At 68.7% G+C, this 21,483-nt stretch carries 17 protein-coding genes; 10 read left to right on the forward strand and 7 right to left on the reverse strand.

The window, feature by feature from the left end; translation table 11 throughout:
- The first annotated feature begins 81 nt into the window (after positions 1-81).
- The 5 genes from J5J86_RS06730 to J5J86_RS06750 all read left to right on the forward strand — a co-directional run bounded on the left by J5J86_RS06730 (position 82) and on the right by J5J86_RS06750 (position 7,369).
- On the forward strand, positions 82-1,584 hold the full coding sequence (locus J5J86_RS06730; protein ID WP_209104088.1) for a carboxypeptidase M32: 1,503 nt from the start codon (positions 82-84) through the stop codon (positions 1,582-1,584).
- 157 nt (positions 1,585-1,741) lie between these two features.
- Positions 1,742-3,811: a putative bifunctional diguanylate cyclase/phosphodiesterase gene (locus tag J5J86_RS06735; RefSeq protein ID WP_209104089.1), complete on the forward strand. Its 2,070-nt coding sequence runs from the start codon at positions 1,742-1,744 to the stop codon at positions 3,809-3,811.
- A gap of 46 nt (positions 3,812-3,857) precedes the next feature.
- Positions 3,858-4,658, forward strand: coding sequence for an SDR family NAD(P)-dependent oxidoreductase (locus J5J86_RS06740; RefSeq protein WP_209104090.1), 801 nt, complete (start codon positions 3,858-3,860; stop codon positions 4,656-4,658).
- A 156-nt stretch (positions 4,659-4,814) separates the two neighbouring features.
- Positions 4,815-6,044, forward strand: a complete 1,230-nt coding sequence (locus tag J5J86_RS06745) for an MFS transporter (RefSeq protein ID WP_209104091.1) — start codon at positions 4,815-4,817, stop codon at positions 6,042-6,044.
- 191 nt (positions 6,045-6,235) lie between these two features.
- Positions 6,236-7,369: a DUF2778 domain-containing protein gene (locus J5J86_RS06750; protein ID WP_247658155.1), complete on the forward strand. Its 1,134-nt coding sequence runs from the start codon at positions 6,236-6,238 to the stop codon at positions 7,367-7,369.
- A gap of 21 nt (positions 7,370-7,390) precedes the next feature.
- Here the strand turns inward: J5J86_RS06750 and J5J86_RS06755 are convergent, their stop codons facing one another.
- On the reverse strand, positions 7,391-8,320 hold the full coding sequence (locus J5J86_RS06755) for an HpcH/HpaI aldolase/citrate lyase family protein (RefSeq protein WP_209104093.1): 930 nt from the start codon (positions 8,318-8,320) through the stop codon (positions 7,391-7,393).
- A gap of 296 nt (positions 8,321-8,616) precedes the next feature.
- Between J5J86_RS06755 and J5J86_RS06760 the strand changes: the two genes are divergently transcribed.
- A complete protein-coding gene (locus J5J86_RS06760) occupies positions 8,617-10,086 on the forward strand; it encodes a methyl-accepting chemotaxis protein (protein ID WP_209104094.1) in 1,470 nt (489 codons plus the stop codon).
- 21 nt (positions 10,087-10,107) lie between these two features.
- Here the strand turns inward: J5J86_RS06760 and J5J86_RS06765 are convergent, their stop codons facing one another.
- On the reverse strand, positions 10,108-11,445 hold the full coding sequence (locus J5J86_RS06765) for a dihydroorotase (RefSeq protein ID WP_209104095.1): 1,338 nt from the start codon (positions 11,443-11,445) through the stop codon (positions 10,108-10,110).
- A gap of 71 nt (positions 11,446-11,516) precedes the next feature.
- Between J5J86_RS06765 and ygfZ the strand changes: the two genes are divergently transcribed.
- A complete protein-coding gene (ygfZ, locus tag J5J86_RS06770) occupies positions 11,517-12,392 on the forward strand; it encodes a CAF17-like 4Fe-4S cluster assembly/insertion protein YgfZ (RefSeq protein ID WP_209104096.1) in 876 nt (291 codons plus the stop codon).
- 70 nt (positions 12,393-12,462) lie between these two features.
- Here the strand turns inward: ygfZ and J5J86_RS06775 are convergent, their stop codons facing one another.
- The 5 genes from J5J86_RS06775 to J5J86_RS06795 are packed head-to-tail and all read right to left on the reverse strand — an operon-like array spanning position 12,463 to position 17,683.
- Complete coding sequence (locus J5J86_RS06775; RefSeq protein ID WP_209104097.1) at positions 12,463-13,428, reverse strand: hydroxyacid dehydrogenase; 966 nt, start codon at positions 13,426-13,428, stop codon at positions 12,463-12,465.
- A gap of 9 nt (positions 13,429-13,437) precedes the next feature.
- On the reverse strand, positions 13,438-14,328 hold the full coding sequence (locus tag J5J86_RS06780) for a dihydrodipicolinate synthase family protein (RefSeq protein WP_209104098.1): 891 nt from the start codon (positions 14,326-14,328) through the stop codon (positions 13,438-13,440).
- Positions 14,329-14,363: 35 nt separating this feature from the next.
- Positions 14,364-15,497 (reverse strand): iron-containing alcohol dehydrogenase, encoded by a 1,134-nt coding sequence (locus J5J86_RS06785; protein ID WP_209104099.1) that lies wholly within the window; start codon positions 15,495-15,497, stop codon positions 14,364-14,366.
- A gap of 15 nt (positions 15,498-15,512) precedes the next feature.
- Entirely contained in the window at positions 15,513-16,538 is a 1,026-nt protein-coding gene (pdxA, locus tag J5J86_RS06790) for a 4-hydroxythreonine-4-phosphate dehydrogenase PdxA (protein WP_209104100.1), read from the reverse strand.
- Positions 16,535-17,683 carry a four-carbon acid sugar kinase family protein gene (locus J5J86_RS06795; protein ID WP_209104101.1) on the reverse strand — a complete coding sequence of 383 codons (1,149 nt, stop codon included), beginning with the start codon at positions 17,681-17,683 and terminating at the stop codon, positions 16,535-16,537. Before J5J86_RS06795 ends, pdxA begins: the two co-directional genes overlap by 4 nt.
- 334 nt (positions 17,684-18,017) lie before the next feature.
- Here J5J86_RS06795 and J5J86_RS06800 point away from each other — a divergent pair, with 334 nt between their 5' ends.
- From J5J86_RS06800 to J5J86_RS06810, 3 genes are all read left to right on the forward strand, one after another.
- The gene (locus tag J5J86_RS06800; protein ID WP_209104102.1) at positions 18,018-18,809 is read left to right on the forward strand and encodes a FadR/GntR family transcriptional regulator; all 792 of its coding nucleotides are present in this window, start codon (positions 18,018-18,020) and stop codon (positions 18,807-18,809) included.
- A gap of 285 nt (positions 18,810-19,094) precedes the next feature.
- Positions 19,095-20,069, forward strand: coding sequence for a Bug family tripartite tricarboxylate transporter substrate binding protein (locus J5J86_RS06805; protein WP_247658157.1), 975 nt, complete (start codon positions 19,095-19,097; stop codon positions 20,067-20,069).
- Positions 20,070-20,132: 63 nt separating this feature from the next.
- Positions 20,133-21,470, forward strand: a complete 1,338-nt coding sequence (locus tag J5J86_RS06810; protein WP_209104103.1) for a lactate racemase domain-containing protein — start codon at positions 20,133-20,135, stop codon at positions 21,468-21,470.
- Positions 21,471-21,483 lie beyond the last annotated feature (13 nt).

A 21,483-nucleotide genomic window follows, 5' to 3' on the forward strand; every position in this document is an offset into this window, starting at 1 on the left:
TAGTCAGGAGGCATCGACGCCCCGGTGCTCCGGTGCCATTGTGCGCCGGCACCCTGCGCGCCAACAGGCAAGGAAACGAACATGGCCGCCTATCGCGAGCTCGCCGCCCATCTCGGGCGGGCGTCCGCCCTCTCCAACGCCATCGGCATCCTCCAGTGGGACAACGACACCATGATGCCGAAGGGCGCGGTGGGCACCCGCTCGGAGAGCCTCGCTTTGCTGCGCGTGCTCCATCACGGCCTCGTCACCGATCCCAAGGTGGGCGACCTGCTCGCCGCCGCCGAGGACAGCGCCGATGCGGATGGGCTCGGTCCCTGGGAGCGCGCCAATCTGCGCGAGGTGCGGCGCATCCACACGGTGGAAACCGCGCTGCCCTCCGATCTGGTGGAAGCCTCCAGCAAGGCGGTCTCTGTCTGCGAGATGGCCTGGCGCACGGCGCGGGCCGAATCGGATTTTACCGCCCTCCTGCCGCATCTGGCCGAAGTGCTGCGCCTGCAGCGGGAGATCGGCCGCGCCAAGGGCGAGAAGCTCGGCCTTTCCCCCTATGACGCGCTCCTCAACGATTACGAGCCCGGCGGCCGCTCGGCTGACATTGATGCCCTGTTCGCCGATCTCGCCGCCTTTCTGCCCGGCTTCACCGAGGAAGTTCTGGCCGTGCAGGCCCGCCGGCCCGCCGACCCGGTGGCGGAAGGGCCCTTCCCGGTGGAAGCCCAACGGGCGCTCGGCGTGAAGATGATGGGCGTGCTCGGCTATGATTTCGATCGCGGGCGCCTCGATGTCTCCACCCATCCCTTCTGCGGTGGCGCCGACAATGACGTGCGCATCACCACGCGCTACGACACGGCGGACTTTGCCCGCGCCCTCATGGGCGTGATGCATGAGACCGGCCATGCCCTCTACGAGCAGGGCCGCCCGCAGGCGGTGCTGAACCAGCCGGTGAGCGGCGCGCGCGGCATGAGCCTGCACGAGAGCCAGTCTTTGCTGATGGAGATGCAGGCCTGCCGCAGCAAGGAATTCCTGCGCTTTGCCGCCCCGCTCATGCGCGAGGCCTTCGGCGGGTCCGGCCCCGCCTTCGAGCCGGAGGCGCTGTGGCGGCGCTACACCAAGGTGGAGCGCGGCTTCATCCGGGTGGATGCGGACGAGGTCACCTATCCCGCCCATGTGATCCTGCGCTACCGGCTGGAAAAGGCGCTCATCGGCGACGAGATGCCCCTCTCCGAGCTGCCCGCCGCCTGGAACGCCCAAATGCGCGACCTGCTCGGCGTGGTGCCGCCCAATGACCGCCTGGGCTGCCTCCAGGACGTGCACTGGCCGAGCGGCGGCTGGGGCTATTTCCCCACCTATACCTTGGGCGCCATGACCGCCGCCCAGATCTTCGATGCCGCCAAGCGGGCCGAGCCGGACGTGCTCCCGGGCATCGCACGGGGCGATTTTGCGCCGCTGGTGGGCTGGCTGCGCGCCAACATTCACGGCCTCGGCTCGCTCTATGAAAAGGACGAGTTGCTCACCCGCGCCACAGGCCGGCCGCTCGATGCCGCCGTCTTCAAGGCCCATCTGCGTCGACGCTATGTGGACGAAGCCTGAGGCATGCGCCCTGTCATTTTGTGGGAACCTGAAGTTGTTCTAATGTGTTGCGATTGAGGCGATGGCCGGTCGGAGGGATCCGGTCGGCGCCGCATCGGGGAGACGCGCGCGCCGGGGCGGGGGCCCGGCAACGCCCTTTTCCCGAGGGAGAGGGACCTTGGGCTTTCTGGCCGCGCTCATCTATTGGCTGATCGTCGCCCTCTGGGCGGGGATTTTCGCAACGGTTTGCGTCGCCTATGCCCGCAACCCGAAGACCTTCGGCACGGTGCGCCTGCTCCTGACCGTGCTGCTCATCGACACCTTCCGCAACATCTTCGAGAACACCTATTTCGGGCTTTATTTCGGCGCTCTCTACGGCTTCCTGCCCCATGCCATCGTCGACACGCTGGGACAGCCGACGCTGCTCATCGTGCCCAAGATCCTCAATGTGGTGGCGGCCTGCGTGGTGCTCGGCCTGCTGCTGCTGCGCTGGCTGCCCATGGCCGCACGGGAGCGGGAGCAGACGGTGCAAGCCATGCTCCAGGCGGGCGCCGACCTCCAGCAGGAAATGGAGGAACAGCGGCGCCTGTTCGAGGTCTCGGTGGACCTCCTCCTGCTCATCGATCACGACCGGCGCCTGCGCCGCGTCTCCGAAAGCGCCCGCGCTTTATTGGGGCGCAGCCCCCAGGACATGATCGGCCAGCCGGCCACCGTCTTCCTGGATGCCGCCTCCGTGCCCCGGGCGGAAATCATGCTCCAGACCGCACGGTCCGGCGTTGCCGTGCACGATTTCGAGGCCGATTGCCGGCACAGCGGCGGCCACCTGGTGCCCATGGCCTTTTCCGGCGTATGGTCGCCGGAGGCGCGGCGCTTCTTCGTCATCGGGCGCGACCGCTCGGAGCGCCGGGCCGTCGAAGCCCGCCTCGACCATATCGCCCATTTCGACGTCCTCACCGGGCTGCCCAATCGCGCCAGCCTGACACGGGACCTGGACGACGCCCTCGCCGAGGGAGACGGCGCAGCCGCCGCGCTCGCGGTGGCGATCCTCGATCTCAACCGCCTGAAAGACATCAACGATACGCTGGGTCACCAGACGGGCGACCTGCTGATCGCAGCCGCCGCCAGGCGGCTCGAAAGCATGGCCGGGCCGCGCATGCGGCTCTATCGCTTCGGTGGCGACGAGTTCGTCTTCCTCCTCACCGAGCCCGGCGCCGCCACCACCATCACGGAGACCTTCGCCGCCGTGCTGCGGCAGATGGAGGCGGCCTATGATCTCGACGGGCACCACCTGTTCATCGGCGCCAGCCTTGGCCTTGCCCTGGCGCCCGACCACGGCCTGACGGCGGAGGAGGTGCTCGCCAGCGCCGATCTCGCCCTCTACGAGGCCAAGGCGTCCGACGTGCGGCGGGTCTGCCTGTTCACGCCGGAGCTGCGGAAGCGGGCGGTGGTGCGGCAGGACCTGGAGACGCAGTTGCGCAGGGCCTGCGCGCGCGGCGAGTTCGAGCTTTATTATCAGCCGCAGGTACGCCTTTCCGACGGCGCCATCGTGGGCGCCGAGGCGCTCCTGCGCTGGCGCCATCCCGAGCGCGGCCTCCTGCTGCCGGCCGAATTCATCGAGGCCCTGTCCCGCAGCCCCGCCGCCCTCGACATCAGCACCTGGATCCTGAAGACCGCATGCGCCACCGCCGCCGATTGGCGCGCCAAGGACCTGCCGCCCTTGCGCATGGGGGTGAACCTGTTCCCGGCCCAGATGCATTGCGGCACCCTGGTGGACGATGTGGAACAGGCATTGGCCGCAAGCGCCCTCGACCCCTCGTGCCTTGAACTGGAGATCACCGAAAACATCGCGCTCGGCCTCGACGAGGATCTCACCCGCGCTCTACTCGCCTTGCGCGAGCGGGGGGTGGGACTGGCGCTGGATGATTTCGGCACCGGCTATGCCTCGCTGAGCTACCTGATGCGCTATCCGCTGACCCGGCTGAAGCTCGACCGCAGTTTCGTGTCCAACCTCTCCGACAGCGCTTCCTCGGAGGACACCGCCATCGTCCGCTCCATTGTGGGCATGGCGCACAATCTGCGGCTCTCGGTGGTGGCGGAAGGGGTGGAGACGCAGGAGCAGGCGGACTTCCTGCGCCGGCGGGCCTGCGAGGAGGCGCAGGGCTTCCTGTTCGCCCGCCCCCTCACCCGCGGCGCGTTCGAGGCATTGCTGGCGAGCTCCGGACAGGCGGAGCGTCGCCGCCTGCCTTGAGGTAGGATCGCGGCCACCTGAAAGAATCGGATCAGAGACGCCGCCCATGAGCGCCCCCGCCCCCGCCTCCTCTCCCCTTCCCGCCGGCATCCATGTGGTGACGGGCGGTGCCAGCGGCATCGGCGCGGCCTGCGCCCGCGCGCTCGCGGCCGCCGGCGCGCGGGTGGCCGTCGCCGATCGGGATCTTGCCCGGGCAGAAGCGGTGGCGCAGGAGATTGGCGGGCGGGCCTTCGCCCTCGACGTCGCCCATGAGGAGGACGTGGAGCGCTGCGCCGCCGCCATCGAGGCGGAATTCGGCCCGGTGGACGTGCTGGTGAACAGCGCCGGCATCCTGCAGGTGCCCCTGCGGCCCCACGACCTGCCCATGGAGGCGTGGGACGCGGTCATCAATATCGACCAGCGCGGCACCTATCTGGGCTGCCGCGCGTTTGCGCGGGGCATGCTGAAGCGGCGGGCCGGCTCCATCATCAACATCGCCTCCATCACCGGCTCGCGCTCCGTGCCCATGCATGCCTATGCCCCCGCCAAGGCGGCGGTGATCGCCATCAGCCGGTGCCTGGCCGCCGAATGGGGGCCGGCGGGCGTGCGGGTGAACTCCATCTCGCCCGGCTATACGCTGACCCCCGCCCTCCAGGCCGCCATCGATAAGGGCGAGCGGGATGTCTCCAACCTCGCGGGCAATGCGGCGCTCAATCGCCTGGTGCTGCCGGAAGAGGTGGCGGACGCGGTGATCTTCCTGGCCGGGCGCACATCCAGCGCCATCACCGGCATCGACCTGCCGGTGGATTGCGGATGGCTGGTGGCCACCACCTGGCACACCTATGGCGGCACCCGCCTGCCGGAGTGACGCTTGGCGGTGGGCGGGTTGACGGGCAGGTTGACGGCAAAGGCGGGGTCCGCTTTCTTTCCAAGTCTATTGCGGCCAAAGCCGACGGGTTCGTGCATTCTGTCCGCCGCACCCGTGCGCCGCCGCCGCGCACTCCTCCCCGCCCCGGAGCCCTTGATGAAGACTGCTCTGTTCCGGAGCCACGGCCCGCTTTTCCTCGCCGTCTTCCTGGACATCTTTTCCTTCGGCCTGATGTACCCGCTCATCGTGTCCCTGTTCGACGGGCCGGGATTTGGCGGGCAGGTCACGCCGGAAAACCGCGACACGCTGATGGCGTTGGCCTTCTCGCTGTTTCCCATTGGCGCCTTCTTCGGCTGCTCGCTGCTGGGCGAACTCTCCGACGCCTTCGGCCGGCGGCGCACCCTGGTGGTGTGCATGGGCGGGCTGGCGCTGGCCTATGGGCTCATGTGGCTGTCGCTGGAAATCAACCTGCTCTGGCTGTTCTTCCTCGGCCGCGTGGTGGCCGGCCTCATGTCCGGCACCGCGCCCATTGCCCAGGCCAGCATGGTGGATGCGGTGGCGGAAGAGGAGCGCGGCGCGGCCATGGCGCAGGTGACCGCCGTCAACACGCTGGGCCTTCTGGCAGGGCCCGCCATTGGCGGCGGGCTCGGCCATTTCGACTTCCGGGCGCCCTTGGCCTTCGCGCTCGTCCTGTGCGCGCTCAACACCTGGCTGCTCGCCCGCGCCCGCTTCGGCGAGGAGGCGCCGCGCCGGGCGTTCCAGTTCAGCTGGAGCCAGCCCTTCCTGCTGTTCGCGCGGCTGAAGGAGCGGCCTGCGGCGGTGCCGGCGCTCGCCTCCTTCTTCCTGTTCCAGCTGGGTTTTCTCATCTACTACACCTTCATCCTGGTGCTGATGCAGCGCGTCTATGGCTTCGGCACCGCCGGCATCGGGCTGTTCTCGGTGGTGATGGGGCTCGGCTTCATGGCGGGCTCCGCCTTCTTCTATGGCCGGGTGGCGGAGTGGCTGAAGGAAGAGCGCAAGATCGCCATTCTCGGCCATGCCATCTGCGGCACATTGCTCATCGCTTCCGCCCTGCCGGTGCCGGCCATCGGGCAGATGGCGCTCACGGTGGTCATCTGCATTGCCAATGTGTTCGGCTATGTGTCGCTCTTGACCGCCGCCTCCAGCCGGGTGCCGGAGACCGAGCGGGGCTGGGTGCTCGGCCTGTCCGCCGCGGGGGTGGCGGTCTGCGTCTTCCTCTCCGGTTTCCTGACGCGACTCCTGAGCACCTTGCCGGTGGAGAGCTTTCTCGTGCTGGGTGGCGTCCTGGTGCTCATCGCCATCCTCCCCGCGCTCGCCATCCGCCCGGCGGCGGGGGAGACGGGCGCGGAGCAGCCAACGCGTTGAGAAAGCGGGCCTCGGGCAAGCCTCACCGACCAGTGTCCCGACCATCGGGCGGAACGACGCCCATGGTTACGGCGGCATAAAGCATATTGTTAGGAAGTTTTTGGCAGCCTGACCTCATCGGCACGTCGCCACATCGCCCGCCTAGAAGGGCAATGGGGAAGCCGGAAGCGCCCGGTCGAGCTGCGAGGATCATGACCTATATTGCCTGGACCCATGACGAGGCCCCCGTCCGGGACCGCCGTCGCCGCCCCCGGCAGGGTGCGCCCATCAGCTTCATCGGCGCGCTGGTGATCGCCACCGGCGCCATCGGCGCAGCCGCGGCCATCGCCGTCCACGGCAATCCGTGGGCCGGGGGGGCGCCGGTGACCACCTCGCACCTCTCCCCGCTCTCGCCCATCTCCCGGTTCCTGCCGCCACGGCCGCCGCGCACCGAGCCGTTCGCGCTGGCCGTCGCCGGCGAGGCGGTGGCGGAGGCGGCCACCTTGCCGTCCGCTGGCGCGGTGCCGGTGGAGCCAGGCTGGATGACCGCCGCAATGCCCTTCGACATGCGCGCCGCCAGCCTCGAACTGGCCCAGGCGGAGATGGAGGAAGTGGTGGCGGACGTGGCCACCGCCGGCATCCCCTTGCCCGCCCGCAATCCCCTGCTCGCCTTGCGCACGCCCACCGCCGAAGCGCTGGCGGACGCGGCGCAGAAGGACGGCATCCGCCTCATCGCCCCGCCCCGGCCCATCGTGGGGCCGCAGCCCCGCCCCGAGCGGCAGATGGCCTCGCTGGCCCCGGTGGCGCCGGACGAGGAGCGCCAGCCCCGCGTGCTCGAACGCGCGCCCGAACCGGACGAGCCGTCCACGGGCATCACCTTGCCCACCCCCGGCAGCCGCTTTGCGCTCTATGACATCGAGGGTGGCACGGTCTACCTGCCCAGCGGCGAGCGGCTGGAGGCCCATTCGGGCTATGGCGAGAATTTCGACAAGCCCACCAGCGTCCACCGGCGCATGGTCGGCCCGACCCCGCCCAACACCTACAAGCTGACCATGCGCGAGGCGCTGTTCCACGGCGTGGAGGCCATCCGCCTCACCCCCATCGGCGACGGCAAGATGTATGGCCGCGACGGCTTCCTGGTGCACACTTATATGCTGGGCGCGCGCGGGGATTCCAATGGCTGCGTCTCGGTGCGGGACTATCAGCGGTTCCTGACCGCCTATAAGCGGGGCGACTTCAACCGCCTGGTGGTGGTGCCCCGCCTGCCGCCCTCCGCCGGACAGACGCCCTCGCTTCTGTCGTGGCTGATTCCCAAGGCCAATGCCGCACCTGCCAAGTCCCGCTGATGACCCCGCGCGCCGGGCGGCTCAGGCGCCGCCCGGCCGCCAGCTTGAAAGCTCCGCCGCCCGCGCGAGACGCCGCTTTGCAGTGAGATAGCCGGGCACTTCCACCAGCGCCCCGTCCAGTTCCACCCGCGCTTCGCCCTTTTCCCGCGCCGCCTCGAAGGCACGCACCAGCCGCTCGGCGGCTTCCACCTCCGCCGACGCGGGCGTGAAGGCGGCGGTGATGACCGGCGCATGGGCGGGGTCTACCGCGCTCTTGGCCCGGTAGCCCAGGCGCCGGGCCCAGCGGGCATCGCGGTCCGCGCCTTCCCGATCCGCCCAGGTATAGGGGCAATCCACCGCAACGATGCCGGCCGCCACGCATTCCACCAGGAAGCGCTGGCGGGCATAGGCCAGTTCCAGGCTGTCGGGCTCGCGCTCGGCGCCAAGATCGGCGGCGAGATCCTCCGCCGCCAGGAGGCAGGCGGTGACGCGCGGGCTTGCCGCCGCGATGGCGCCCAGTTGCACCAGCCCACGGGCGAATTCGATATTGGGCAGCAGTGCCGTGCTGCCGGATGGATAGCCATAGGCCTGTTCGAGCCGGCTGACGTGGGCATCCAGCTCCGCCACCTGCCGCGGCTCGGCCACCTTGGGCAAGGCCACGATGTCCGGCCGCCCGGCCATCACCGCCTCCAGATCCTCAAGCCCCCCGTCCGCGAGCGGATTTACGCGCACCGCCACCACCGCCCCCGCCGCGCGCCAGCCGGCATAGATGCGCGGCGCCATCTCGCGGGCCTTGGGGCGCAAGGCGGGCGGGGTGAAATCCTCCAGCTCCTGGATCAGGACATCGGCCCCGCAGGCGGGCGCGGCCGCCAGCACGCTCTCATTGGCGCCTTCCAGGAACATCCAGGTGCGGCAAAGGCGTGCCGGGCGAACGGAGGCAGGGGGCGAGAAGGGGGGCGAGAAGGGGGACATGCGGCATTTCCTCGGCTGGGTCCGGCTCTCGACGTTTCGGTCGGTTTGGCAGGTTGATCGCCTTTGTGGGGCGAGGCTGGAGGCAGGCGCAACCTCCTTTTACGTTGCACCTCCAATGCTTAGCTCAAGGCCTACGTATAAATACTCAGGATTGAGTCAGCCCCGCGCAACCTTGGACCCGTAATTTCCCACTCACCAAGCGGTCGTGCCGCCCGCGTGGACACCCATCACCACGGGAACGATCCCCCTCCGGAGGGGCGGGGCCCGTCCCCTTCGCATATGGTCAGGACCCATCAATGCCGGCCGTCGCCCTCAAGCGCAATGACATCTCCGCCACGTCTCGGATGCCCCTGCTGGAGGCGCTGCCGGTGGCGGTGATGCTGGTGGACCCCCGCACTTTCCGCATCACCTATGTCAACGCCAAGTCCAAGGCGCTGCTGCGCTCCATCCAGTCGGTGCTGCCGGTGCCAGCCGAGGCTGTGGTGGGCCAGTCCATGGACATCTTCCACAAGGACGGGGCGCGCGTGCGCCAGCATCTGTCCGACATGCGCAACCTGCCCCACTCCGCCCGCATCCATGCCGGCAGCGAGATTCTCGACCTCCATGTGGACGCGGTGCGCGACGCCCGCGGCAATTGCGAGTACCTCCAGCTCACCTGGAGCGTGATGACCGCCACGGTCAAGGCTGAGGCCCGCAATGCCCGCCTGCTGCAGATGCTGGAGGAATTGCCGGTCAACGTAATGACCTGCGACCGCGAGACGCTGCGAATCGACTATGCCAACAAGACCTCCATCGAGACCTTGCGCCGCATCGAAGCCCATCTGCCCATCAAGGCGGATGCCCTTATCGGCACCTGTATCGATGTCTTCCACAAGAACCCGCACCACCAGCGCAAGATGCTGGCCGATGCCAGCTACCTCCCCCACGAGGCCCGCATCCGCGTCGGCCCGGAGACGTTGCACCTGCGCGTGACCGCAATTACCGGGCCGGACGGCTCCTATGACGGCCCCATGGTCACCTGGTCGCTGATTACAGACAACATCACTTTGGCGGACCGCGTCACCGGCATCGTCTCCGACATGCGCCGCACCTCGGAGGCGGGCGAGGGCGCAAGCGCGCAATTGCTCTCCCTGACCGAGCGCAGCGAGGAGATGGCCAATACGGTCTCCTCATCGGCGACGGAAATGTCGGCCACCTTCGACGAGATCACCCATCAGATCCGCCGAGCCTCCACCATGTCGCGGGAGGTGACGGAGCGGGCGACCGCCTCCAACGCCCTGGTGGGCGGCCTGACCACCAGCGTCGAGCGCATCTCCAATGTCACCGCGCTGATCGAGAAGATCGCCGCCCAGACCAACCTGCTCGCCCTGAACGCCACCATCGAGGCGGCGCGCGTCGGCGAGGCGGGCAAGGGCTTCGCGGTGGTGGCCCAGGAGGTCAAGGCCCTGGCGCTGCAGACCGCCAATGCCACCCAGGACATCCGCCACCAGGTGGAAGCCGTGCAGCACAGCGCCGCCTCGGCGGCCGGTGCGGTGGGCGAGATCACCCACAGCGTCGGCGAACTGAGCAATGTGTTCACTGGCCTGTCGGCAGCGGTGGACGAGCAGGCGGCCATCAACCGCTCGGTCAGCGAGAGCATTGTCGGCGTCTCGACGGCCTCCTCGCAGATCCGCAATGCGGCCACCGGCGTGCGCACCGTGGCCGGCGAGGTGTCCGGCTTCGCAGAGCGCCTCACCTCCGAGGTGGAAACGCTGCTGAAGCACTGACGCCCGGCGCGGGGCGCCCGCTCAGGCGCCCTGCAGGGTCTCCAGGAAGCGCACGGCCGACCCGCCCGAGGGACCGGTCAGTTCCCCTTCCCACATGACCTTTCGGCCGCGCACGAAGGTGCCCACCGGCCAGCCCGTCACTTCCACGCCCTCATAGGGCGACCACTGGGACTTGGAGGCGATCCAGTCCCGCGTGATGGTGACGCGGCGCTTCAGGTCCACCACCGTGAAGTCGGCATCATAGCCTTCCACGATGCGGCCCTTGCAGGCGATGTTGAACAGCCGCGCCGGACCGGCGCTGGTCAAGTCCACGAAGCGCTCCAGCGACAGGCGCCCCGCCGCCACATGGTCGAGCATCATGGGAACCAGGGTCTGCACGCCGGTCATGCCCGACGGCGTATTGGGATAGTCCTTGGCCTTCTCTTCCAGCGTGTGGGGCGCGTGGTCGGAGCCGAGCACGTCCACCACGCCCGAAGCGATGCCGGCCCACAGGCCGTCCTTGTGGCGCGCCTCGCGCACCGGCGGATTCATCTGGGCGAGGGTGCCGAGGCGCTGGTAGCAGTCGGGGGCCGTCATGGTCAGGTGATGGGGCGTCACCTCAACCGAGGCCACGTCCTTGTGGTCGGCGAGATAGGCCATTTCCTCGGCCGTGGTCACATGCAGCACATGCACCCGCGCGCCCACCTCACGCGCCAGCGTCACCAGGCGCCGCGTGGCGGTCAGCGCCGCCACCTCGTCGCGCCACACCGGATGGGACGAGGAATCGCCCGGCACACGCAGGCTTTTGCGCTCATTGAGGCGCGGCTCGTCCTCGCAATGGAAGGCGGCGCGGCGGCGGATCACCTTCAGGATGGCCTTCACGCCGGGATCATCCGCCACCAGCAGCGAGCCCGTGGACGAGCCGATGAAGACCTTGATGCCGGCCGCACCCGGCAGGCGCTCCAGCTCCGGCAGGTCAGCCACATTCTCGTGGGTGCCGCCCACATAGAAGGCGAAGTCGCAATGCATGCGGCCATTGGCGCGCTTCAGCTTGTCTTCCAGCGCTGCGGCGCTGGTGGTCTGGGGATTGGTGTTCGGCATCTCGAACACGGCGGTGACCCCGCCCATGACCGCCGCGCGCGAGCCGCTTTCCAAATCTTCCTTATGGTCGAGGCCGGGCTCGCGGAAATGCACCTGGGTGTCGATGACGCCGGGCAGGATGGTGAGCCCCGTGCAGTCCACCACCTCGCCCGCCGCGGCGCTCGAAAGGCTGCCAATGGCGCGAATGCGGCCGGCGGTGACGCCGATGTCGGCGGCGCCGATGCCGGCGGGGGTGACGAGCGTGCCGCCCTTGAGGATGAGGTCGAAGCTATCAGCCATGGCGCGCTCGCTCTTGAGAGGGACCGGGCGGGGCTTTAAGTCTGAATTGAGCATCTGACAAGGACAGGGCCATGCCCAACGCCATTTCCCCGGCTTTCCCCTTCGCCCGCCTCGATGACCGCGCCTTGGTGCGCATCAGCGGACCCGAGGCCCGCCACTTCCTGCACAATGTGGTGACCTGCAATGTGGAGAGCCTTCAGCCGGGCGGCGCCCGCTTCGGGGCGCTCCTCACCCCGCAGGGCAAGATCATCTCCGACTTCCTGATCTACGCCCCGAAGGACGCGCCCGATACCTTCCTCTTGGACGCCCCGAAGGCCCTTGTGGGCGACCTCATCAAGCGCCTGTCCATGTATCGCCTGCGCGCCAAGGTGGAGATCACGCCGGACGAGGCCCATGCGGTGGCGGCCCGCTGGGGCGCCTTCCAATTGCCGGAGGGCGCGCAGGTCTTCCCCGATCCGCGTCTTCAGGCGCTGGGCGAGCGGGTGGTTCTGCCGGCGGTGGATGCCCCGGCGGGCGATCCGGCGGGCTATGAGGCCCACCGCATCGGCCTCGGCATCCCCAAGGGGGGCGCCGACTTCGCCTATGGCGATGCCTTCCCCCATGAGACCGACATGGACCAATTGGGCGGCGTCGACTTCAAGAAGGGCTGCTATGTGGGCCAGGAGGTGGTGAGCCGCATGCAGCATCGCGGCACCGCCCGCACCCGCGCCGTCATCGCTGTGTTCGACGCCGCGCCGGAAGAGGGCTCGGAAATCCAGGCGGGCGAAAAGAGCGTGGGACGCATCGGCTCCTCGGCGCGTGGCCAGGGCATCGCCTTGGTGCGGCTCGACCGGGCGGCGGATGCGCTGGCCGCCGGCCTGCCTCTGGTCTCGGCCGGCGTCCGGGTCAAGCTGAAGAAGCCCGGCTGGGCCGGCTTCGAGATGGCCGGGGCGGACGGCGAGGTCTGAACCGCCGCCCTATGGACTGTGCCGCCGGGGAGAACCGCCCCGCGCCTCTCCCCGGCGCCCCCCCCCCGCGCTACCCCCGCACGAAGAAATGCTGCGGCACCGTTTCGCCCTTCAGAAAGGCAATCACATTGCCGCAGGTGATAAGGGACACCTCGCCCCGCGCCTCTTCCGTAACCCCGCCAATATGCGGTGAAACCACCACATTTTCCAGCTGCCACAATGGGTTGTCGGCGGCAGGCGGCTCCGGCGCGAAGGTGTCGAGGCCGGCGCCGGCGATGCGCCCCGCGCGCAGCGCCTCCACCAGCGCGCCCTCGTCCACCACCTCGCCGCGCGCGGTGTTGATGAGGAAGGCGGTGGGCTTCATCAAAGAGAGCGTGCGGGCATTGATGAGGTCCCGCGTCTCCGGCGTGAGCGGGCAATGCAGGCTCACCACGTCGGCGGCGGCGAGCATCGCGTCCAGGTCGGTGGCGCGGGTGACGCCATCCGCGAAGGCGGCATCGGGCGCGAACGGATCATAGGCCTCAACGCGCATGCCGATAGCTCCGGCCATGCGGGCCAGGTGCCGGGCGATGAGGCCGAAGCCCACGAGGCCCAGCCTGCGGCCGCGCAGTTCGTGGCCCTGATAGGCCTTGGCCGCCCAGCCGCCGCCGCGCACGAAGGCATCCTGCCGGCGCATGTCCTTGATGAGGGCAAACATCATGGCCAGCGCATGCTCGGCCACCGAAGGAGCATTGGCGCCCACCGCCGCCAGCACGGGAATGCCCAGCGCCTTGGCCGCCGCCACGTCGATGTCATTGGTGCCGGCGCCGTGCTTGTGCACCAGCTTGAGGCGGGGCGAGGCCTTCAGGATGTCCGTATCGATCCGCTCCACGAGACGGACGATGAGCGCATCCGCCTGCCGGCTGGCGAGAAGGTCGATCACCTCGCTCTTGGCGGGATAGGGGCCGGCGGACAGGGAGGTGATCCCCGCCGCGCGGAGCATTTCCTCCCCGGCGGCGGTCACGGGGCCGCCCAGGCTGACGACGGTGAAGCTCATGGCGCGCCCTCACGCCACGGCTTCGGCATAGCGCGCGGAGAGCGCCGCGATCTCAGCATCCGCCTCGGCGGAGATGAGCACCGGCGCGCGGCTGGCGCCCACTTCCGGGATGGCATGGCGCAAGGCGCGCTTGACCAAAGCGGGCGGGAAGCCGTGGGCATAGAGCTCCTTGCGCAGCGTGCTGAAGCGGGTCTGCGCCGCTTCGGCGGCGGCCAAGTCGCCCTTGTCGAAGGCCGCGCTGATGGCGTTCAGCGTGACGGGGGCCACATTGCCGAGCCCGGAAATGTTGCCGGCGGCGCCATTCTTCAGGCCGTGCAGGATCAGCGAATCCGGGCCCACCAGCACGTCGAAATCGTCCCGTTCGCGGGCGATGGCGAGGAAGCCGTCCAGGCTCTCCTGCGAGCCGGCACTGTCCTTGATGCCGATGATGTTGGGATGATCCGCCAGGATGCTCGCCGTCTCGGGTGCGATGGTGTTCCCGGTGCGGGCGGGGATATTGTAGAGATAGACCGGCAGGGAGAGCGCGTCCGCCACCTTGCGATAATGGTCCACCAGTTCGGCCTGCGAGCAGGCGATGAAGGACGGGGTGATGGCCGAGACCGCCTTCACGCCGAGCTTCTCGATCTGCTTGCCCAGCGCGATGGTCTGGTGGGTGGAGATTTCCCCGATATGGGCGAGCACCGGCTGGCGCCCCGCCGCCGCATCCACGCAGATGCGGGCCACCTCGATCTTCTCTTCGAACGACAAGGCGTAGAATTCGCCATTGGTGCCGGCGCAGAAGATGCCGTTGCCGGCGCCGATCTGCCGTTCCACCTGGCGGCGCAGCGCCGCGCGATCGACCGTCTCCGTCGCGTCGAAGGGCGTGACGATGGCAACGAAGGTGCCCTTGATCTTGGTCATGTCCTCAGCCTTTCCAATTTTGCTGTCGGGCCCGCTCAGTAGGCGGCCTCGTAAAGCGCGAGAATTTCGTCGCGGCTGATGTCGCGCGGATTGTTGTCGAGCAGGCGCCGGATGGCGTGGGCCTCGGTGGCCATGACGGGCAGGTCCTCCCGCGGCACGCCATAGGCGGACAGGCGCATCTGGCAGCCAAGGCCGGCGCACCAGCCATAGGCGGCGTCCAGCACCACGGCCGGATCGGCGGAGGGCTTCAGGCCCAGCGCTTCAAGCACGAGGGCGGTCTTCTCCGGCACGGCGGGGGCGTTGAAGGCCAGCACATGGGGGAAGATGAGCGCATTGGCCGCGCCATGGGCGATGTGGTGGCGGGTGCCCAGCGGATAGGCCACCGCATGGCCCGCCGTGGTGTTCACCGGGCCGAGGCAGAAGCCGCCATAGAGCGAAGCGAGCGCGAGGCCCGCGCGCGCCTCGGTATTCGAGCCATCGCGGATGGCGGCCGCCAGGTGCTGGCCCACCAGCCGCGCGCCTTCCAGCGCATAAAGGTCGATGGTGGGATGGGCCTTGCGGCTGGTGAAGGCCTCCACGCAATGGGCGAGGGCATCGACGCCGGTGGCCGCCGTCACCGCCGGGGGCACGGACAGAGTGAGGTCGGGATCCACCACCGCAAGGTCCGCCTGCATGTGCAGGCTCTGGACCGCGAGCTTGTTCTGGGTGACGGGATCGGTGACGAGGGCGCGCGTGCCCGCCTCGCTCCCGGTGCCCGCCGTGGTGGGCACCTGGATGAGGGCGGCGCCCTTGGCATTCACCTTTTCCGGCCCCACCACCTCAGCCAGCGACTGCCCGGAGCCGGGCAGCACGGCGGCGAGCTTGGCCAGATCCATGGCGCTGCCGCCGCCAAAGCCGATCACCACGTCCGGCCGCGCCGCGCCGGCACGGGCGAGCAGAGCCTCCAGGTTCGGCACATCCGGCTCAGGCTTCACCTCGCCGAAGACGGTGACCTCGCCCTGAAGGCCGAGAAGATGGATGCGGGCGGCATTGAAGGCGTCGGCCACCACCAGGATGCGGGAAAAGCCCTTTTCCGCGATCCAGCGCGGCACGGACGCCACCGTCCCGGAGCCGAACAGGATGCGGGGCGGGCGCGCCAGTTCGATGGGCGCGGAGAGACCTGCGGTCATGATGTCGCCCTTCCTTCAGTGCGTGCCGGAAGCGGCGAGCTTCTCGGCGTAGTCGATGGCCTCGATGAGGCTCAGCTCGTTGGCGATGCCCTTGCCGGCAATGTCGAAGGCCGTGCCGTGATCCACCGAGGTGCGGATGATGGGCAGGCCCAGCGTGATGTTGACGCCGGACAGGGCATCCCAGGTGCCCGTCTCCGGATTGACGTTGAAGCCCAGCAGCTTGACCGGGATATGCCCCTGGTCGTGATACATGGCCACTACGGCATCGAACTGGCCGGCGCGCAGCTTCACGAACACGGTGTCGCCGGGCACGGGGCCCACCACGTCCAGCCCGTCGGCGACGCATTTGGCAATGGTGGGGGTGCTCACCTCGATGTCCTCGCGCCCGAACAGGCCGCCCTCGCCCGCATGGGGATTGAGCGCGGCCACCGCGATGCGGCGGCGGGAGAGGCCGAGGCCCTTCAGCGTCTGGTCGGTGAGGTCGATCACATAGCGCAGCCGCTCAGGCGTGAGCTTGGCGGGCACGTCCTTCAGGGCGATATGCGTGGTCAGGTGGCTCACCCGCATATTGCCGTGGGCGAGCATCATCACCGAGCCACGGGCCCCCGTGAGGTCGGCCAGCATGTCGGTGTGGCCAGCATAATGATAGCCGGCCTTGTTCAGCGCTTCCTTGTTGAGGGGCGCCGTCACCAGGCCCTGCACGCGGCCGGCCTGGGCAAGGCGCACGGCGCGCTCGATGGCCAGGAACGCAAAGCGGCCGCCATCAAGGCTCAGCACGCCCGGGCGGATGGGATCGCCCTCCGGCCCCGCCTGGAGGCAGGAGAGCGCCGGCCATGCACTGTCGGCTTCGCTCACCTCAGGAATGGGCAGGGTGGAGCCGAGCAGCGCCTGCGCCTCTTTCAGCGCCGGATTGGAGCCGATGATGAGGAGCCGCAAATCGCCGGCGGCGAGCCGGTCCTTCAGCCGCTCGCAGGCCTTGACGATGATCTCCGGCCCGACCCCGGCCGGGTCGCCCATGGTGACGGCCAAATGCGGCGTCATGCGCGCGCTCCTTGCATTGGAAAGATCAGCCGCCGCAGCAGCAGGGAATCACCGAAGGCGCCGGATTTCGACACCACATGCACCCCATCGAACCGCCCGCCCCGCAGGACGGACACGGGAATGCCGGTCTCGAAGGCGCCCAGAAGATCGAGCCGCTCCGCGCCCAGGGAAAGACTGAGGGACCGCAGCGTCTCGCCGCCGGAGACCACCAGGGTGCCCGGCGCCGGAAGGGCCGACAGAAGACGAGCAAACTCGTCCGCGATGCGCTGCGCCGCCTCGGGGCGCGGCGTGCCATCGGGAAGGGCCAGGGAGAGAAGCGCGACGCCTTCGCCCTGAAGACGCGCCGCGACGCGAACCGCCTCGTCCCCCCCGCCCTGGGAAATCTGGAACGCCGCCCCGCCACAGGCCTCCACCTGCGCCCGTGTCACCGGATGATCGGTGCCGAACAGGCCGAGAAGCGGGCGCGGCAAGGCGCGCGGATCAACCAAAGCAGGCTCTACCTCGCCCGCCAGCGCAAGGGCCAGCCCGCCGCTGCCGCACCACAGGATGCGCCCGCCGGCAGAACGTCCGTCGCGCGCAATGGTGGCGAGGTCCGCCTGCGTCTCGACATCCCACAGGCTGAGGCCGAGGGGCACCGCCTCGCCCGGGCGGCAGAGCTGCACCGGAAAGCCCAGCGCCGCGAGCCCGGCGGCGAGATCCTCGCCCACCGGACGGGCGCCGTCCGTGCGCTTCAGCATCTGGATGCCGCCGCGCGTGACCCGGCCATGATGGGGGAAAGCGGGAGCGATGATGCAGCGCTCGAACGCCATGGCCTCATGCCAACCGGCGATTTCCGCCGCACCGCGCCCGCGCAGGAGGCTGTCCAGCTTGCAGAAGAAAAGCGGGGCGCCACAGGCCGGCGCCTCCGACAGGCAGGCGGCGAGGGAGGCCACCGTCCGGCGCGCTGTCGCCAGGTCCGTCTCGCGGGTATCGCTGTCGATGGCGAGGCTGCCGCCGGCCATCGCAGGCGCTCGCAGATGAACGGGCAGCGGCCGGCCCGGACGCACGAAGGCCATGGCGGAATCGAGCGCGCCGGTCAGGTCGTCAGCGATCAGGCGGAGATCGCACGCTGTTTGGGGTACGGCCTGGGGCGCGGTTTGGGCCATAAGAGTGTCGTATGCCGGCCTCGTCATGGGCGCCGCCCCCGTGCGCCCGGGCCGCGCGGTGCGCGCATGCTGCGGACGAGAATGGGGTTCACCGGCGTCTCCCTGGCATGGACGGCCTTGGGCCGCGTCCGTGGTGGGGTGATACGCCCGTCGCCGCGCTTGTGTCAACATGTTGTAAGGTTGAAAATCTCCTGAGAAAGCGCCGGAACGCGCATCGCCCCTTGCCAACGACCGATGCGCGGGCAATGTGTTATAAGACGAGCGGGCGGATTTGCCCAGGTCGAGACCGTCACGGTCGCCGCCCGTCCGCTCCGTCCTGTTCTGGAAAGTTGTCATGGCCGATCGCGACACCCCCGAGGATGTTTCCTTGACCGCCCCCATCACCGATGCGGGGCAAGAGGGGACGGAGGGCGGGACCGACCGCACGCACCGCACGCCCCTGGTGCAGCGCGTCTACCAATTGCTGCTCACCAAGATCAGCCGCGGCGACTACCAGCCCGACGAAAAGCTCCCCGGCGAGCACGAACTGGCCGGCCAGTTCCTGGTGTCGCGCCCCATCATCCGCGAAGCCTTGCGCCGCCTCAGGGACGAGGGCCTGATCTATTCGCGCCAAGGGGCGGGCAGCTTCGTGAAGGTGCGCGTGGAGGAAAGCCGCGCCATCGGCTATTCCCCCGTGGAGACCATCGCCGACATCCAGCGCTGCTACGAATTCCGCCTCACCCTGGAGCCGGATCACGCTTATTACGCCGCTTTGCGCTGGAACGAGCCGGCGCTGGCCGCCATCGCCGCCGCCCTCGACCTGATGCGGGACGCCACCCAGGCGCACCGCCACCGGGAGGATGCGGACTATGCCTTCCACTGCGCCATCGCCCAGGCCTCGAACAACCATTATTACATCTCGTCCATGCAGGCCCTGAAGGATCACATCGCGGTGGGCATGAAGTTCCACGGTGTCTCACTCATGGGGCCCCATTCGGGTCTGGCGGGGGTGTTCAAGGAGCACCAGGGGGTGTTCGACGCCATCCGCCGCCGGGATGCGCAAACCGCCCGCACCCTCATGCGCCAGCATCTGGAAGGCTCCCGCGATCGCATCTTCGAGGGCCGGACGCTCGATCTGTCCCTTTGAGGACAAGGCGAGGCAAGCCCGGCGCCTCGAGATCCGCCATCCAGCTTCGCGGGCAGGAATACCTGTCCATGCCCCGCTCCTGACGCAGGGTGGCCACGCCGCGTCTTGCGCGATCGAGGCGCCAAGGGGCGGATCTCCGTCGCGAAAAATCATGACATCTTGACAAATAGTGGACAAGTCCTCAGGTTGACTCTCGGACGTTCGCCCGCGCGTCGTCCCCGAGCGGAGCCGCCCGGCTCCCGGCTGACGGCCTCTTGGCCGCACACAGAAAACACGGAGGAAGCTGTGAAGCTCAGATCCATCGCCGCTGCTTGCCTGTCGCTCGTCCTCGCCAGCCCGGTGATGGCACAGCCGGCCTATCCCTCCCGCCCGGTGACCATCGTGGTGCCCTTCTCCTCCGGCGGCACGGCGGACATCATCGCCCGCATGGTGGCAGAGAACCTGCAGAAGAAGCTGGGCCAGCCCTTCATCGTCGAGAATATCGGCGGCGGCGGTGGCGTGACCGGCGTGGACAAGGTGGTGCGCTCCGCGCCCGACGGCAACACGCTGGTGCTCGCCTCCACCTCGAACCTCGCCGTCCACCCGACTCTTTATGGCGAAAAGTTCCCCTATCGCACCCTGCGCGACCTCAAGCCCATCGCCCAGGTCTCGGTGGTGCCCAATGTGCTGGTCATCAATCCCAGCAAGATCCCGGCCCGCACCGTGCCCGAGCTGATCGCCTATCTGAAGGCGAACCCGGACAAGGTCTCCTTCGGCTCCGCCGGCATCGGCACCACCCAGCATCTGGCTGGCGAGATGTTCATGCAGAAGACCGGCACCCAGATGGTGCACGTTCCCTATAAGGGCTCGTCCGCCATGCTGCCGGACCTGCTCTCCGGCAATGTGGAACTGGCCTTCGACAATGTGCCGCTGCTGCTGCCTTATGTGAAGAACGGCAAGCTGGTGGCCCTCGCCGTGGCGACCCCCGAGCGCGAGGCCTTCGACAAGAACCTGCCCACGGTGGCCGAGTTCGTCCCCGGCTTCGAGGCGACCGCTTGGCACGGCTTCCTCGCCCCCGCCGGCACGCCCGACGAGATCACCAACAAGCTGGCGGCCGAGATCGACGCCTTCATGAAGCAGCCCGACACCATCGCCAAGATGGAAGCCATGGGCGTGACCCCGGTGTCCGATTCCTCCCCCGCCAAGTTCACCGATCTCATCAAGTCGCAGACGGCGCAGTGGAAGGAAGTCATCGAGAAGGGCAACATCAAGCCCCAGTGATAAGATTCGCGCGCGGCGGGCCTCGGCCCGCCGCGGCACCAAGAACAGAACGGGAGAGACGCCATGCGGCCGAGCTATGTGAAGCTGGTCGAGAACACCCCGCTGCCCCGCATGGCGCTGGTCCGACAGAATTTCTTCGCCGCCCCGGCGGTGGAGCCGCAAGCGGCGGTGCATGACGCCCTGGCCTCCGCCGGCTTCGTGCGGGAGGCCATCCGGCCCGGCATGTCGGTGGCCCTCACCGTGGGCAGCCGAGGCCTTGCCAGCCTGCCGGAGCTGGTGCGCGCCATCGTCTGCGAACTCAAAGCGCTGGGCGCCCATCCCTTCATCGTGCCCTCCATGGGCAGCCATGGCGGCGCCACCGCCGAGGGCCAGGCCAAGGTGCTGGCCCAGCTGGGCGTGACCGAGGAGACCGCCGGCTGCCCCATCCGCTCCTCCATGGAGACGGTGGAAGTGGGCGTGCTCGACAATGGCATGTCCGTGCGCATCGATCGCCTCGCCTTCGAGGCGGATGGCATCGTGCTGTTCAACCGCATCAAGCCGCACAGCGCCTTCCGGGCCCAGAATGAAAGCGGCCTCGTCAAGATGCTGGCCATCGGGCTGGGCAAGCAGTCCGGCGCCGACAATTGCCACGCCTGGGGCTTCAACCATGTGGGCCGCTTCATCATCGAGATGGCGCGGGTGAAGCTGGCCACCTGCAAGGTGCTGTTCGGCATCGGCACGGTGGAAAACGCCTATGACCGCCTGTGCAAGGTGGTGGTGCTCCCAACCGAAGGGCTGATCGAGGCCGAGCGCGCTTTCCTCGCCGAAGCCATGCGCAACATGCCCCGCCTGCCGCTGGGCCCCCTCGACCAGCCCTTGGCCTCAGGCCCCTTGGACGTGCTGCTGGTGGATTATGTGGGCAAGGAATTTTCCGGCAGCGGCATGGACCCCAACATCACCGGCCGCCCCTCCACCACCGCCATCAAGGGCGGCCCGAGTGTCTCGCGCATCATCGTGCTGGATGTGACCGACAAGAGCCAGGGCAATGCCAATGGCGTCGCCCGCGCCGATGTCATCACGGAGCGCCTGTTCAACCGCTTCGACCGGGAGGCGGTCTATACCAATTCGCTGACTTCCGGCGTCCTCATCGCCGCCTCGCTGCCCATGGCCATGCCCGACGACAAGACCGCCATCCAGGCGGCGGTGAAGACGTGCGAATCCCAGACGCCGGATGCCATCACCATGATCCGCATCCCCAACACGCTGCACCTGGAATATCTTTATGCCTCCGAGGCCCTGCTGCCGCAGATCGCCGGCCGGCCGGGCATTGAGATCCTCAGCGAACCCCGCGCCATGGGCTTCGACGCCGACGGGCGCCTGCTCGACCCGTGGCCGGACCTTGGGCCGGACCTGCCCCATTGAGCCCCGGCCCGGA

It is taken from the genome of Aquabacter sp. L1I39, assembly GCF_017742835.1.
Lineage (GTDB): Bacteria > Pseudomonadota > Alphaproteobacteria > Rhizobiales > Xanthobacteraceae > L1I39.